The sequence below is a fragment of the Nisaea sediminum genome, assembly GCF_014904705.1.
Classification (GTDB): Bacteria; Pseudomonadota; Alphaproteobacteria; order Thalassobaculales; family Thalassobaculaceae; genus Nisaea; species Nisaea sediminum.
This window is the reverse complement of record NZ_JACZCQ010000005.1, coordinates 43,828-58,735: the sequence shown is the minus strand read 5'-3', so window position 1 is coordinate 58,735 and position 14,908 is coordinate 43,828. Positions and strand designations below refer to the sequence as shown.

Here is a 14,908-nt window from a genome sequence, read left to right as displayed (position 1 = left end):
GCCTGAACGGACCTTCAAATATCTGTGGTCCTAAAATGTCCCCCGAAGAGTTCCGCCGTCACGCTCACAACTTCGTCGACTGGATGGCCGATTACATGGAATCGGTCGAGCAATATCCGGTACGGGCGCAGACCGCTCCGGGGGATATTGCCGCCACGATTCCGGACGCGCCGCCCGAGGAAGGCGAGGGAATGGAGCGGATCTTCGCGGATTTCAAATCCGACGTGATCCCCGGCATCACCCATTGGCAGCATCCCCGCTTCTTCGCCTATTTCCCCGCCAACAGCTCGCCGCCGTCCGTATTGGCGGAAATGCTGACCGCGACTCTCGGTGCGCAATGCATGCTCTGGCAGACGAGCCCGGCGGCGACCGAAATGGAGACCAAGGTGCTCGACTGGCTCCGGCAGATGACCGGGCTGCCGGAGGGGCTCACCGGAGTGATCCAGGATTCGGCTTCAGGCGCCATTCTTTGCGCGCTGCTGACGGCCCGCGAGAAGGCGACGGGCTGGCAGGCCAACGAGAAAGGGCTGGGCACCCAGCCGACACTCACGGTCTACACCTCGAACCAGACCCATTCGGCGACCGAGAAGAACGTGAAGATCATCGGTCTCGGGCGGGAGAATCTCCGTCTGATCGATGTCGACGAGAACTTCTCCATGCGCCCGGATCTGTTGGAAGCACAGATCGAGGCCGACATCGCGGCGGGCTGCATTCCGGCATGCGTGGTGGCTTCTATCGGGGCGACCGGCGTCGGCGCCGTGGATCCGCTCCGCGCGATCGGAGAGATTTGCGAGCGGCACAAGATTTTCCTGCATGTCGATGCCGCCTGGGCCGGCACCGCCTGGCTGCTGCCGGAGCAGCGCTGGATGCTGGATGGGATCGAATATGCCGACAGCCTGGTCTTCAATCCGCATAAGTGGATGCTGACCAATTTCGACTGCTCCGCCCATTTCGTGAAGGATCCGGATGCGCTGATCCGGACGCTCTCGATCCTGCCGGAATTCCTGAAGAGCCGGGAGCAGGGCCAGATCATCGACTACCGCGACTGGAGCGTCCCGCTCGGCCGGCGGTTCCGGGCCCTGAAGCTTTGGATGGTGATCCGTTCCTACGGTGCAGACGGTTTGCGCAAGATCGTTCGCCACCACATCGAGCTTGCCGCCGAACTGGAAGCCTGGATCGCTGCCGAGCCCGACTTCGAGATCGTCGCGCCGCGCTCGCTTGCGCTGATCAATTTCCGTTACCGACCGGAGGGGATGCCGGAGAGTGAGGACCTGGATCGCCTGAACGGAACGCTGCTGCAGCGGATCAACGACGACGGGCGGATCTATCTAACGCAGAACAAGGTGCGCGGCCGGGCCGCGATCCGTTTCTCCATCGGGCAGACCAACACGGAGCGCCGCCATGTCGCGGAGGGGTGGGATGTGGTGAAGGAAATCGCCCGCGATCTGCATCGCTGAGACAGGGAGCAATATCTCATGGCGTTATACGGAACCGGCATGCTGATGACCTTCACGGAGGTGGCGCCGGAAGACGAGGCCGAGTTCAACGAGTGGTACAACCGCGAGCATATCGATGAACGCGTCTGGATGCCTGGGTTCCACCGGGCGCGGCGCTATGTTGCGGTCGATCCCGATGCACGGGTGAAGTATTTCGCCAGCTACGAGACCGGCAAGGTCTCCGATCTCGCCGACCCGGAATATATGGCCCGGCTTGCAGAGCAGACCGCCTGGAGCCAGAAGGTCATGGCCGGTTTCACCAAGTTCGACCGCCTGACCGCGTCGATCACCGTCGACAAGACGCACGGCTTCACCGGTTGGCTGGGCGTGACCCGGTTTTTCCCCGAAGCATCTGCGATGGAGCGCCTCCGGGGTCTGCTTGGCGAGACGGTGTTGCCTGCACTTGGATTCCAGCCGGACATGCTCGGCGGCTGTCTCGCCGAGAACGATATCGACGTTTCAAATGCGGGCCTGAAGGCGCAGGGCAAACCAGTGCCGCCGGGGCAGACTCCCGAATGGGTGATCCTGCTCGACGGGGCGACCGAAGCCGCGGTGCGAGACGCAAGCCGAGGATTGTCCGAGGCGCTCCGGGAAGCAGGGGTTCCGGCGCCCGGTCTCGATCAGACAGTCTACAGTTTTCTCTTTGGGAACAATCGCTAAGCAGAGGGTGTCTTTGCTTGAGCCGAGTCCGCTGGACGCGTAACGTGAGATAATGAAAAGGATCGCGATTCTCTTCACCGCAGCCGTCGGCGTGTCCGGCGACCTCGTCTTCCGGGTTCCGGAAGCGCGTGCGGTGGGATCTATGGTCGAGAACCTTTCCGACAATATTGCCGCGATCCCGCTGACATCGGTTGCGCTCGCGTTTCTTCTCGCGCTGGCCATCGGGCTTGCCGCGATGCAGTTCATCTACCGGTGGCGCATCAACGGTCTGCAGGCCGAGCTGGACAGCCTCTCCAATCAGATCGACGGCCGTGACGCGGCTCTGCACAGCCCCCAGGTCGGCCTCATCGGCTTGGTTGCCTCGGACAGCTCCGGTGAAGGATCGGTCCTCCGACATGTCAGTCCGCCGGTCGCCTCCCTGTTGCGCGCCGATGCAGACCGTCTGAATTCGATCGACGCGATCGCAGCTTTGCTTTCGGACGGATCTGGGTCGCGGCTCGTGACTTCGGTTTCCAGGCTCATGGCGGAAGGCAAGGCCTTCAGCTTCGAGAGCGGTATCCGCAACGGCGCGCGCATCGTCCGGGTCTCCGGAATTCCGATCGATGCCGGGAGCGGTGCTCTTGGGCGCGCGACGGTCTCCATCGTCGATATCTCGGAGCTGGCCGGCGCGCGCTCGGCGGCGGAGGACGAAGCCCGGAAATGGCGTCGCAAGACGGAAGACTTGCTCGCTGCCGTCAATCTGCAGACGATCCCGTTCTGGCAGCGCGACGAGGACATGCGGATCCGTTTCGCCAATATCGCGGCGGACGTCATCGACCTCGATTCCGAACCGGCGCGCGACACGTCTCGCCGGGCGCGCCGTCTCGGCGCGCCTTTTTCGGAAAGCCGCTTCATCGTCGTCGACGGCGAGCGTCGGCTGTTCGAGGTGACCGAGGCGCCCAGCACGGGAGGGCGCGGTACGGTCGGCTGGGCCATCGACGTCACGGCTCTGGAAGAGGCGCAAGCGGAAATCGCCCGGCATATCGCGGCCCATGAGGACGTTCTGGAGGGGCTCTCGACCGCGATCGCGATCTTCGGGCCGGACAAACGACTGAAATTTTTCAACAGCGCCTTCGCGGATCTCTGGGAGGTCGACCCGGCGAAGCTCGACGCCGACCCGACGATCACGGAATTCCTGGAGCTCCTGAGGGAATTGCGGCGGCTGCCGGAACAGTCGGATTTCCGCGCCTATCGCGATCACTGGAACGGGCTTTTCACGCGTCTGATCGATCCGCTCGAGGATTTCTTCTTCCTGCCGGACGATCGCACCCTGCGCATGGTGGTGATGCCGCATCCTTTCGGCGGCCTCTTCCTGACTTTCGAGGACGTGACGGACCGTCTGGCGCTGGAGCGGAGCTACAATACCCTGAACGAGGTGCAGCGGGAGACCATCGACAACCTGGCCGAAGGCGTCGTCGTGTTTGGCGCGGACGGGCGGATGACGCTGTCCAACCCGACCTTCCTCAGGATGTGGGATCTGGACCCGGAATTCCATGAACAGTCCCTCCATGTCTCGGACGTTCTGGAGGCGATGCGGCCGCTCTTCCCGGTCGTCGAGGAAGCGGTCTGGGAAGACTACAAGCAGGAATTCGCCGCCCGTTTCGCGGATCGATCCGTGGAGCACGGCCGCACCGAACGGCCGGACGGTACGGCGCTCGAATATTCCTTCGTTCCCCTGCCGGACGGCGCCACGCTGGTGAACTTCCTGGACGTGACCGACACGCTGAACGTGCAGCGTGCCCTGCAGGACCGGAACGAGGCGCTGGAAACCGCCGACCGCCTGAAGAGCGAATTCATCGCCAATGTGTCCTACGAGCTGCGGACGCCCCTGAACGCGATCATCGGCTTCGCCGAAATGCTCGATGGCGGCTATGTCGGCGATGTCAGCGAACGGCAGAGCGAATACCTGAAAGCCATTCTCGAATCCTCCGGGCGGCTGTCGTCCCTGATTGGCAACATCATCGACCTCGCTTCGATCGAGGCGGGCTATCTCACGCTCGATCCGAAGGAACTCGACGTCCGCGAAGTGGTGACTGCGGCGGTGTCGCTGGTCGACGAGAGGGCGCGGTCCCAGAATGTCGTGATCGGCGTCGAATTCGAGGAGGGCGTCGATACGATCGAGGCGGACGATCGCCGGATGCGGCAGATCCTGTTCAATCTGGTTTCCAGCGCCCTGCAGTTCACCGAGGCGGGGATGCGGATCACGCTGCGGGTCTGCGCCGATGCGGACCACGTCGATTTCGTGATTCTCGAAGGCGGAAAAGGGGTGCCGGAGGAGATGCGTTCGATGCTGTTCGAGGTCTTCTCCGGCGTCGATCGCGGTGGCCGGGCTCAAGGCCCGGACCTCGCCCTGCCTCTGGTACGCCGCCTTGTCGAACTGCATGGTGGCAGCCTGTCGCTCGAGCCGGTAGAGGGTGAGGGGCTCTGCATCAAGTGCCGGATGCCGCGCCATGCCGAACTGCCCGAAGCCAATCCGACATTCGCCAACGAGCTCTCCCTGTGACCGAAACGCACGTGGCCGCCGGCCTCCATCTTGAAGGGCAGGAGCAAACCGAGTCCCTCGCCTGGATCTGTGCGGATCTTGCGGGGGCCGGCTGCAGCTTCCTCCTGTCGGGCGGGCTGGGAGCCGGAAAGTCCACTTTTGCCCGTGCCTTCATCCGTTATCTCGTCGGCGAGGACGAAGAGGTTCCAAGTCCCACCTTCACCCTGGTGCAGCAATATGGCCCGATCGATAAAGACGGGCAGGAGATCGAGATCTGGCATGCAGATCTCTACCGGATCGGCGATCCGGACGAAGTGCTGGAACTCGGCTTGGACGAGGCGTTCGAGACGGCCATATGCCTTGTCGAATGGCCGGAACGTCTCGGTGACTTCGCGCCGCTGGAAGCGGTGGCGCTCCATTTCGAGATATGCGAAGGAGGTCCGGCGGAGGATGGCGACCGTCTGGTCGCGCTCTCGCTTCCGGAGCACATGCAGCCGGGATATGCGGATGCCTTTGCGGAAGCGGGATTTGAGGTCGTTTGGACGAATGAGTGACAGTTTCGTATCGGGCCCTCGCGCGCTCGCACGCAGGGCCTTCTGGGACGCGGCCGGATGGTCCGACGCGTCCGAAAACGCACTCGCGGCGGATGCCTCCTTCCGGCGCTATTTCCGCCTGAGCCGGCCGGACGGGCAGCGCGCGATCGTCATGGACGCGCCGCCGGACAAAGAGGATGTCCGGCCATTCGTCGACATAGCGGAGATCCTGAAAGGTTTCGGCTACAGCGTTCCCGAGATACTCGCCGCCGACAAGGAGGCGGGCTTCCTGCTGCTGGAAGACCTTGGCGACCTGACTTACACCCGCGCCCTTGCTGCCGGGCACGAGGAACGCGAGCTCTATTGCCTTGCAGGCGATCTGCTTGGCGATCTGGCGCAGCGCGACGTTTCCGAAATCAGAGACCGGGTGCCAGCCTATAGCGACGAGAAATTGCTGGAAGAGGCAATGCGGTTCGTGGACTGGTATTTGCGAAAAGCGCACGGGCTTGCGATCCCGGACGACGCCCGCGAGGAATATGCCGAGGCTTGGCGATCGGTCTTTCCGGCCGCCCGGTCCGGTCCCGAAGTTCTGGTGCTGCGCGATTTTCACGTCGACAATATGATGGTGCTGTCGGACCGGCGGGATCTCGCGGCCTGCGGCTTGTTGGATTTCCAGGATGCGGTGATCGGGCCGGCAAGCTACGACCTCGTTTCACTCCTGCAGGATTGCCGGCGCGATATTTCGACCGCTATCGTCGACGAAGTCAGTGCGAGATTCTTCGAATCTGCACGCAATATCACAGACAGAGAAGGCTTCGTTCGATCCTACCACGTGTTGGGCGCGCAACGGCATCTGAAGAATATCGGAGGCTTTGCCCGTCAGTCCGTGCTCTTGGGAAATCACTCCTATCTTCGCTTCATCGACAGGATGTGGCGTCTCACGATGGAGAATTTTTCGGACGACGCTCTTGCACCGGTGCGGGATTGGATCGAAAAACACGTGCCAGACGATTACCGTGTGACGCCGCCGCCGGGCGGCCGCGCGCCTTGAGGAACATCCGACCGCCATGCTGCTCACCAGACTGAAGACGAAAAAGGTAACGATCCCGGAGACCGCGATGATTCTCGCGGCCGGCAAGGGGACGCGCCTGGCGCCGTTGACGGACAAGACACCGAAACCCCTGATCGAGGTCGACGGCAAGGCGCTGATCGATCACATCCTCGACCGGGTGGCCGCCGTCGGCGTGAAGAAGGTGGTGGTGAACACCTTCCATCTCGGGGAGCAGATCGAGAAGCACCTCGGCAGCCGAGGGGATGTCGAGATTGTCTTCAGCCGGGAAGAGGAACTGCTGGAGACCGGAGGCGGCGTCGCGAAAGCCCTGCCGCTGCTCGGCGACAAGCCGTTCTTCGTGATCAATGGCGACAGCCTCTGGGTCGATGCGATGAAGCCCACCCTGGCGCGGCTCGCCGAGGCCTGGGACGGCAAGGCGATGGATGCGCTGCTGCTGATGCATCCCTTCTCGCGCGTGCCCGGCTGGCACGGTTATGGCGATTTCACCATGGATCCGGAAGGCCGCCTGACCCGCCGCGAGGAGCGCCGCGTCGCGCCCTATGCCTATATGGGCGCCTCCATCCTGCATCCGCATCTCTTCGAGGGCGCGCCCGAAGGGGCGTTTTCGCTCAACCTGCTCTATGACAAGGCGCAGGAGGCAGGACGGCTCTACGGTGCCCTGCATGACGGTCTCTGGTACCATATCAGCACCAATGAGGATCTCGAGACGGCGCGGCATCTCTATGCCCAGGGTCACGTTCCGGACGTGCCGTTCTTCTGAAATCCGCCACCGGGGGAGGCTCCATGGGGATCGGCGGGCTCTATGCCATCGCGGCGACAGACGGGTTCGCCGACACGCTGGCGCGGGGCCTCTGGCAGGAGGCCGGTGAGGATCCGATGGTACTCGCCCGGATGTCCGTGCTGCTGCCGACCCGGCGTGCGGTCCGCACCCTGCGCGACAGTTTCCTTCGCCTCGGCAACGGGCGGCCGATGCTGCTTCCCTCGCTCCGCCCGGTCGGCGATATCGACGATGACGAGGGCGCTTTCGGCGGCCTCGACGGTGCCGTCGCCGCGGGGGATTTGCCGCCCGCCGTTCCTGGCCTCCGCCGACAGCTCCTGCTGACCCAGCTCGTCCAGCGCTTCCTCGAGCGCAAGGACAGCGGTTCCGCGATCCATGCCGCCGGGGTCGATCACGCGGCCCTGCTCGCGGGCGAACTCGCGCGCTTTCTCGATCAGGTCCATACCGAGCAGGTGAGTTACGAAGGGCTCGCCGGTCTTGCGCGCGAGCGCTACGCCGCCCACTGGCAGGAAGTGGTGGAATTCCTCTCCATCGCGACCGAGTTCTGGCCCGCCATGCTGGCCGAGGAGGGCGCGATGGAGGCGCCGCTCCGGCACGTGGCCCTGGTCGATCGGCTTGCCGCGCTCTGGGCCGCGAGCCCGCCCGAGGATCCGGTGATCGTCGCCGGCTCGACCGGCAGTATCCCGGCGACGGCCCGCCTGATGGGCGCGGTGCTCGGTCTGCCGCGCGGCTCCGTCGTACTTCCAGGGCTCGACCGGGACGCGGACGCGGCGACCTGGAGCGCGATCGAGGAGGACAGCGGGCATGCCCAGCACAATCTCGCCCTGTTGCTGAAGCGACTTGGCAAGACGAGGGAAGAGGTCCAGCACTGGCCCGTCTCCGGTGCCCGCACAACCCGCGCGGCCCGTGCCCGGCTGATCCAGGAAGTGCTGCGCCCGGCCGAGACCACGGAAGCCTGGCGCCGCCTCGCGGAGACGGATCAGGAACTCCTGACCAGTGGGACCGTGGGACTCTCGGTGCTGAGCTGCCCGAGCCATCACGAGGAGGCGGAGACCATCGCGTTGATGTTGCGCGAGGCGCTGGAGGATCAGACCCGCACCGCCGCGCTGGTCACGCCGGACCGGGTGCTCGCCCGTCGTGTGAAAGCCGCTCTCCGGCGCTGGGAGGTCGAGGTCGACGATTCCGCCGGCCAGCCGCTTGCCGCGACTCTGCCGATGACCTTCTGGCTGGCAACGGCGGACATGGCGGCCGAGGCCTGTGCGCCGGTGCCGCTGCTCGCCGCCTTGAAGCACCCTCTCGCCGCCGGCGGCATGGCGCAGCCGCGTTTCCGCCGCCGTGTGCGGACCCTCGAACGCCAGGTGCTGCGCGGGCCACGCCCCGCGCCGGGTCCGGCAGGCCTGATCGCGGCCGTCGAGGAGGCGTTCGACGAAGACGACCGGAGCGACATGCGTGCCTGGATCGACCGGCTTGCCGAGCCGGCCGAATTCTTCTCGGAGTTGCTGCGGAGCGACGAAGTCTCGCTGATCGACCTGCTCTCCGCCCATAACGCGGTCGCCGAGGCGCTGGCGGCGACCGACGAGGAGAGTGGCGACAAGCGGCTCTGGGCCGGAGAGGCGGGCGAGGATGCGGCGAACTTCCTCGCCGAGCTTGCCGAATCCGCCCGCGACTTTCCCCGGATCGACGGTCGCGACTACCTCTCCCTATTGGAGGCCTTGTTGGCCGGACGGGTGCACCGTCCCCGCTACGGGACCCATCCGCGTCTCGCCATTCTCGGACCGCTCGAAGGGCGTTTGCAGCAATACGACCTGATGATCCTCGGCGGGCTGAACGAAGGCACCTGGCCGCCCGATCCGGGCGCCGATCCCTGGATGAGCCGGCCGATGCGCGCCGAGTTCGGCCTGCCCGCGCCGGAGCGCCGCATCGGGCTCTCTGCGCACGATTTCCAGATGGCCGCCTCGGCGCCCGAAGTGGTGCTGACCCGGGCTGAACGGGTCGAGGGCGCGCCGACCGTCGCGTCGCGATGGTGGCTGCGTATGGACACCGTACTCCGCGCGTTGCAGCTCACAGAAAAGGTGCGCCGTCCGGTGGCGGATTATCCGCACTGGCAGCAAGAACTGGATAGGCCGCGCAAGGTCGAGCCCGTGAAGCCGCCGACCCCGCGTCCGCCGCTTGCAGCCCGTCCGCGCCGCTTCTCCGTCACCGAGATCGAGACCTGGGTGCGCGATCCCTATGCGATCTATGCCAAGCGGGTGCTCGGCTTGCGGTCGCTGGATCCGCTGGACGCCGATCCGGGCGCGGCGGACCGGGGCACGATGATCCACCGGGCGCTGGAACTTTTCACCAACGAGTTCCCGCGGGACATCCCGCCGGGCGCGCTGGAGCGTCTGATCGAGATTGGACGCGGCGAGTTCGCCCGTGAGATGGCGCATCCCTCGGTGCAGGCCTTCTGGTGGCCGCGCTTCGAGCGTATCGCCGATTGGTTCGTCGAGACCGAACGGGTTCGCCGGTCCGGTATCGCCGCGATCTGGACGGAGAAGAAGGGCCACGTGACCGTGCGCGGGTTGAGGGACCCGGTCGATCTGAATTGCGAGGCCGACCGGATCGAGCTTCTGGCGGATGGCGGCTTTGCGATCATCGACTTCAAGACCGGCGCGCCACCGACGGAAAGCCAGGTGACGGCCGGGTACTCGCCGCAATTGCCGCTCGAGGCGCTGATCCTTTCCATGGGCGGGTTCGAGGGTGTGCCGGAAGGCGCTGTCGAGGCGCTTGAATACTGGCGGCTCAGCGGCGGCGATCCGGCGGGGGAGCGCAAGGCGATCAAGGCGGCTGTCGAGACGCTGGTCACCGAGGCCGAGGAGGGGTTGCTCAATCTCATCAGGACCTTCGACGATCCGGAAACGCCGTACCGGTCGCGCCCGGCGCCGGAATATGCACCGCGCTATTCCGACTACGAGCATCTGGCGCGGGTGAAGGAATGGTCCGCCGGCGGGGAGCTGTCCTGAGATGGCCGAGCACGATCCGACAGCGGTGATCCAGGAGGCCGACCGGGCGCAGCGCCGGGCCGCCGACCCGGCCGCATCGGTCTGGGTCGCGGCTTCGGCCGGGACCGGTAAGACCAAGGTGCTGACCGACCGGGTGCTGAACCTCTTGCTCGCGGGTGCCGATCCGGGCCGTATTCTCTGTCTCACCTTCACCAAGGCCGCGGCGGCGGAAATGTCGGCGCGCATCTCCGGCAAGCTCTCGGAATGGGCGGTCACCGGCGAGACGGAACTAAGCGGGCAGCTGGAGAAGCTGCTCGGCAGACAGCCGGCGCAGGACCATATCGCGCTCGCCCGACGCCTCTTCGCCCGCACGCTGGACACGCCCGGCGGCCTCAAGATCCAGACCATCCACGCCTTTTGCCAGGCGGTGCTGAAGCGCTTCCCCCTCGAGGCCGGCCTGCCGCCGCATTTCCAGGTCATGGACGATCGCACCGCCGACGAGCGGCTCTGGGACGCGCGCGACCGGGTGCTGAACCTGGCCGCCGCCGATCCCGAGAGCGTGCTCGGCCAGGCGCTCCGCCTGATCAACCGCCGTTTCGCCGAGGAAACCTTCGACGGGCTGGTCTCTGAATTGCTGCAGGAACGCGCCCGGCTCGCCCGCTTCATCGAGGCGATCGGTGGCAGGGACAGGATCGACGCGGCGCTCAGAACACATCTCGATCTGCCGCCGGACGAGACTGCCGAAACGGTGCTGCGTGACGGGCTTGCCGACAGTGCGCTTGATCTCGTCGGGCTACGCCGTGCCGCAGAAGCTCTCGTGGAAAGCAGCAAGACGGATATGGAGCGCGGGGCCGCGCTCGCCGACTTCCTCGTGGCGGAAGGTGCGAGACGGTCTGAACTCTTCGAGAGCTATTGCAGTGTCTTCCTCACCGGCGCAGGGGAAATGCGCAAGCGGCTGGCGACGAAGGCGGCTTTGGAGCTCTTCGCCGATATAGAAACCGTGCTCGCCCGCGAGGGTGAGCGGCTGATCGCCCTGAAGGAGCGTCTCAACGCCCACGGTCTTGCCGAGCGCACCTCTGCGGTGTTGCGCATTTCTGCTGCGGTGTTGGACGGCTACGAGGCGGGGAAACGGCGCGGCGCGCTGGTCGATTTCGAGGATCTGGTCGCCACGGTCTGCGACCTGCTGAAACGGCCGGGCGTTGCCGCCTGGGTGCTGTTCAAGCTCGATGGTGGCCTTGATCACATCCTGATCGACGAGGCGCAGGACACCAACCCCGAGCAGTGGGAAGTGGTGCAGGCGCTGACCGAGGAATTCTTCGCCGGCGAAGGTGCCTACGAAGAAGCGCGGGATGCCGGGCGCAGCATCTTCGCGGTCGGCGACGTGAAACAGTCGATCTTCTCTTTCCAGCGCGCCGACCCTGAAGGGTTCCTGCGCATGCGCAGGCATTTCGCGGAGCGCGTGGCTGCGGCGGAAGGGGCCTGGGCCTCGGTCGACCTGGAGGTCTCCTTCCGCTCGGGTGCGGCGGTGCTGGGGCTGGTCGACCGGCTCTTCAACAGCCGTCCGGCGGGAGAAGGAGTCCTTGAGGCGGATGGCAACGGCGAGCTGCTCTCGATCCGCCATGGCGTTTCGCGCGGCGGCGATGCGAGCCTGGTCGAAGTCTGGCCGCCCTTCCTGCCGGCCGAAAGCGAGGAGGAAGGGAGTTGGGCCCTGCCGCTCGCCCAGCGCGGGCTCGACAATCCGGCCTCCCGGCTCGCCGGCGCGATCGCCGGGCGCATCCGGTCGTGGATCGACCGGGGAGAAATCCTGCCCTCAAAAGGCCGGCCGATTGGCCCCGGCGACATCATGGTGCTGGTGCGCCGGCGCGGCGGTTTCGTGCACGAGATGGTGCGGGCCCTGAAGGAACGGGACATCGACGTCGCCGGTGTCGATCGCATGGTGCTGAGCGACCAGATCGCGGTCATGGATCTGATCGCCCTCGGCCGCTTCCTGCTGCTGCCGGAGGACGACCTGACGCTCGCGACGGTATTGAAGAGCCCACTGATCGGGCTCGACGAGGACGAGCTTTTTGAGCTTGCCTGGAACCGCAAGGAGAGGCGGCTCTGGCGCGAGCTGCGTCGCCGTGCGCCGGAAAAGGCTTCCTTCGCCCGTGCCGACGAGCTGCTGAGTTCCTATCTCGCCCGCACCGACACGATGCCACCCTACGAGCTCTTCGCCGGAATTCTCGCCGAAGGCGAGCCGAGCGGCCGGCGGCGGATCCTTGAGCGGCTCGGTATAGAGGCGGCGGACCCGCTCGACGAGTTCCTTGCCCAGGCGCTGGAATACGAGCGCGGCCATGTGCCGTCCTTGCAGGGTTTCCTGCATTGGCTTGAGGCATCGGAGAGCGACATCAAGCGCGACATGGAAGGCGGCGAGGGCGGGCGGGTCCGTGTGATGACGGTGCACGGCTCCAAGGGCCTGCAGGCGCCGATCGTCTTCATGCCGGACACCCTTCAGGTCCCGCGCGGTACGGCGAAGATCCTCTGGAGCCAGTCCGACGACGGCGTGCCGGTTCCGCTCTGCGCCCCGGCGAAGGCGGAGGACGCGGCGGCCAGCAGCGATGCGAAGGAGGCCGCCGAGCGCAAACGGAACGAAGAATATCGCCGCCTGCTTTATGTCGCGATGACCCGCGCCGAGGACCGGCTCTATGTCGGCGGATGGGCAACCAAGCAGCGGGCGCCCGAAGGCAACTGGTACGATCTGGTGCGCGCCGCGATGGCCGATCTGGCGTCAGAAATCGAAGACAGCGCGATCAGTGCCGCGTCCGGCTCGGACCTCCCGTTGCTCCGACACGAAACGCCGCAGGAAAGGGATGTGGCGCCGCCGTCCGAAACGATCGTTCCCGCGGACGCGAAGAAGGCGGTGCCCGGCTGGGCACAGTCGCAACCCGCACCGGAGCCCGTTCCGCCGCGCCCGTTGATGCCGTCTCGGCCGAGCGACCCGGAACCGGCGCTGCGCTCCCCGCTCTCTCTCGTGGACCAGGGACGCTTCAAGCGCGGGCAGCTTATCCACCGTATGCTCCAGGTCCTTCCGGACATGCCCGCAGAGCGCCGTCGGGAGGCGGGAGCCTCCTTCCTCGGGCGCCCGCTGCACGATCTCGCGCCCGATGTGGCGGCTCGCTATCTCGACGAGGTCATGACGGTACTGGAGCATCCGGACTGGGCCGGACTTTTCGCGTCCGCCTCGCGTGCCGAGGTGCCGATCGTCGGTCAGGTCGCGACCGGAGAGGGCGGGATCACGGTCGTGTCCGGTCAGATCGACCGGCTGCTGGTGGAAGAGGGCCGCGTGACGGTGGTCGACTTCAAGACCAACCGGCCGCCGCCGGAGCGGCTGGAGGACGTGCCGGCAGTCTATCTGAAGCAGATGGCGGCCTACCGGGCGCTGCTCGCCGGCATGTTCGAAGGCCGCAAGGTCCGCTGCCTGCTGCTCTGGACGGACGGTCCGTTCCTGACCGAACTGCCGCCGGATCTGCTCGACTCATACGCGCCCGGCGCCCGTGCCGGTTGAGGGGTATGCCCTTTCCCCCTTGGAAACGTTGGGCCCGTGCCGGTTGTCTTGACGGGGCTGCCGACGCTTCCTAGATTCACGGTTCATGCAAGGGTGGGAGCCCGGCATGCGAGACAAGGCAAACGAGGAAGCCCCCATGTCGACGGTTACGGTTACCGACTCAAGTTTCTCCGACAGCGTTCTGAACTCCGACAAGCCGGTTCTGGTCGATTTCTGGGCCGAATGGTGCGGCCCCTGCAAGGCGATCGCACCGGCGCTCGAGGAAGTGGCGCAGTCGATGGGCGACCGCGTCACCGTCGCCAAGATCAATATCGACGAGAACCCGCAGACCCCGCAGCAATACGGTGTGCGCGGCATTCCGACGCTGATCCTGTTCAAGGACGGTCAGGTCGCCGCGACCAAGATGGGCGCGATGCCGAAGGCCCAGCTGCAGCAGTGGGTCGACGAAGCGCTCTGATCGGGGCCGGGATCCAGCAGAATCGATAGGAACAGGCGCCGTTTCGGCGCCTGTTTTTTTTATTTGTTCCGCTTCCTGCCGAATATGGAAAAGCTGCCCACCTGTTTCACCGGCGCGTCCTGCTCGACGACGACGATCAGCAGCACGAACTGGTCGACCGACGACCCGTTGGAACTGTAAGGCAGGATGAGCCGGTCATACCGCAGGTTTCCGCTTTCGCCGCCGATCGTGAAGACACGCTGTGAGAAATGCGCTTGGCCCGATTCGGATATCTCGCGATAGGTCCGGTTCGCGGTCTCGAGATAGTTTCCTTCGTATAGCTCCTCGAAACTCTTTCCGGTCGGATCGCGGCCCGCGCGCCGCGCGATTTCGGTGCCCGCAAGGCGATATCGGAAGACAGAGGCGTCCGGCGGGCCGCTGCGCTCGATGATCGCCATTCTCGGCATCGAGCGATGGAATTGCAGCGGGTCGAAACTGCTGCGCAGCGGGACATCCTCGCCGCGCCGGTTCGCCTTCCAGTGGTCGAACAGCGCGCGATGCTCCGGATGGGACAGGTCCGCTGCGTCCGCTACCGTCCCGGCATAGTGTTTGTCGTTGTTTGCCATATATACGTCAGTAAAAGCAAAATCTGCTTCAGCGGTTTGGAGTGAAAGCTAGTTATCAAATTCTGTTCGGCAAGTTTGATTTGATAAAATACTTCGTAATATTAATATGTTACGCTTTGTTAAAATTGATTCTTAATCCAGATTTCCGCTGAAATTGAATGAGAATCGGCCATTTTCCAATAGTGGATTAATTTTTTACGGGTTTTGTCTGACGTAACAAGATATTCCGGGCGATGGTTCCAAGGCCCCGAATGCTCTCCA

10 protein-coding genes are annotated in these 14,908 nt (G+C 65.1%); 9 read left to right on the top strand and 1 reads right to left on the bottom strand.

What is annotated here, in order from left to right:
• Positions 1 to 35 precede the first annotated feature (35 nt).
• The 9 genes from IG122_RS10820 (at position 36) to trxA (ending at position 14,042) form a co-directional block, all read left to right on the top strand.
• Positions 36 to 1,457: a pyridoxal phosphate-dependent decarboxylase family protein gene (locus IG122_RS10820; RefSeq protein ID WP_193183366.1), complete on the top strand. Its 1,422-nt coding sequence runs from the start codon at positions 36 to 38 to the stop codon at positions 1,455 to 1,457.
• Positions 1,458 to 1,475: 18 nt separating this feature from the next.
• The gene (locus IG122_RS10815; protein WP_193183364.1) at positions 1,476 to 2,156 is read left to right on the top strand and encodes a DUF4286 family protein; all 681 of its coding nucleotides are present in this window, start codon (positions 1,476 to 1,478) and stop codon (positions 2,154 to 2,156) included.
• A 52-nt stretch (positions 2,157 to 2,208) separates the two neighbouring features.
• Positions 2,209 to 4,698, top strand: a complete 2,490-nt coding sequence (locus tag IG122_RS10810) for a PAS domain-containing sensor histidine kinase (RefSeq protein WP_193183361.1) — start codon at positions 2,209 to 2,211, stop codon at positions 4,696 to 4,698.
• Positions 4,695 to 5,231, top strand: coding sequence for a tRNA (adenosine(37)-N6)-threonylcarbamoyltransferase complex ATPase subunit type 1 TsaE (gene tsaE / locus IG122_RS10805; protein ID WP_319024861.1), 537 nt, complete (start codon positions 4,695 to 4,697; stop codon positions 5,229 to 5,231). Before IG122_RS10810 ends, tsaE begins: the two co-directional genes overlap by 4 nt.
• A complete protein-coding gene (locus tag IG122_RS10800) occupies positions 5,224 to 6,261 on the top strand; it encodes an aminoglycoside phosphotransferase family protein (RefSeq protein ID WP_193183359.1) in 1,038 nt (345 codons plus the stop codon). The genes tsaE and IG122_RS10800 overlap by 8 nt, the downstream gene beginning before the upstream one ends.
• Positions 6,262 to 6,277: 16 nt before the next feature.
• Positions 6,278 to 7,042 (top strand): nucleotidyltransferase family protein, encoded by a 765-nt coding sequence (locus tag IG122_RS10795; protein ID WP_193183357.1) that lies wholly within the window; start codon positions 6,278 to 6,280, stop codon positions 7,040 to 7,042.
• 23 nt (positions 7,043 to 7,065) lie between these two features.
• Positions 7,066 to 10,062 carry a double-strand break repair protein AddB gene (gene addB, locus IG122_RS10790; RefSeq protein WP_193183355.1) on the top strand — a complete coding sequence of 999 codons (2,997 nt, stop codon included), beginning with the start codon at positions 7,066 to 7,068 and terminating at the stop codon, positions 10,060 to 10,062.
• A 1-nt stretch (position 10,063) separates the two neighbouring features.
• Entirely contained in the window at positions 10,064 to 13,585 is a 3,522-nt protein-coding gene (gene addA, locus IG122_RS10785) for a double-strand break repair helicase AddA (protein ID WP_193183353.1), read from the top strand.
• Between the two features lie 106 nt (positions 13,586 to 13,691).
• Positions 13,692 to 14,042 (top strand): thioredoxin TrxA, encoded by a 351-nt coding sequence (gene trxA / locus IG122_RS10780; protein ID WP_193183351.1) that lies wholly within the window; start codon positions 13,692 to 13,694, stop codon positions 14,040 to 14,042.
• Between the two features lie 59 nt (positions 14,043 to 14,101).
• Here trxA and IG122_RS10775 read toward each other — a convergent pair whose 3' ends face one another.
• On the bottom strand, positions 14,102 to 14,647 hold the full coding sequence (locus tag IG122_RS10775; RefSeq protein ID WP_193183349.1) for a PAS domain-containing protein: 546 nt from the start codon (positions 14,645 to 14,647) through the stop codon (positions 14,102 to 14,104).
• Between the last annotated feature and the right edge of the window lie 261 nt (positions 14,648 to 14,908).

Coding starts and splice junctions, on each gene's coding strand:
- IG122_RS10820 (WP_193183366.1), top strand. CDS start 36: ATGTCCCCCGAAGAGTTCCGCCGTCACGCTCACAACTTCGTCGACTGG.
- IG122_RS10815 (WP_193183364.1), top strand. CDS start 1,476: ATGGCGTTATACGGAACCGGCATGCTGATGACCTTCACGGAGGTGGCG.
- IG122_RS10810 (WP_193183361.1), top strand. CDS start 2,209: ATGAAAAGGATCGCGATTCTCTTCACCGCAGCCGTCGGCGTGTCCGGC.
- IG122_RS10800 (WP_193183359.1), top strand. CDS start 5,224: ATGAGTGACAGTTTCGTATCGGGCCCTCGCGCGCTCGCACGCAGGGCC.
- IG122_RS10795 (WP_193183357.1), top strand. CDS start 6,278: ATGCTGCTCACCAGACTGAAGACGAAAAAGGTAACGATCCCGGAGACC.
- addB (WP_193183355.1), top strand. CDS start 7,066: ATGGGGATCGGCGGGCTCTATGCCATCGCGGCGACAGACGGGTTCGCC.
- addA (WP_193183353.1), top strand. CDS start 10,064: ATGGCCGAGCACGATCCGACAGCGGTGATCCAGGAGGCCGACCGGGCG.
- trxA (WP_193183351.1), top strand. CDS start 13,692: ATGCGAGACAAGGCAAACGAGGAAGCCCCCATGTCGACGGTTACGGTT.
- IG122_RS10775 (WP_193183349.1), bottom strand. CDS start 14,647: ATGGCAAACAACGACAAACACTATGCCGGGACGGTAGCGGACGCAGCG.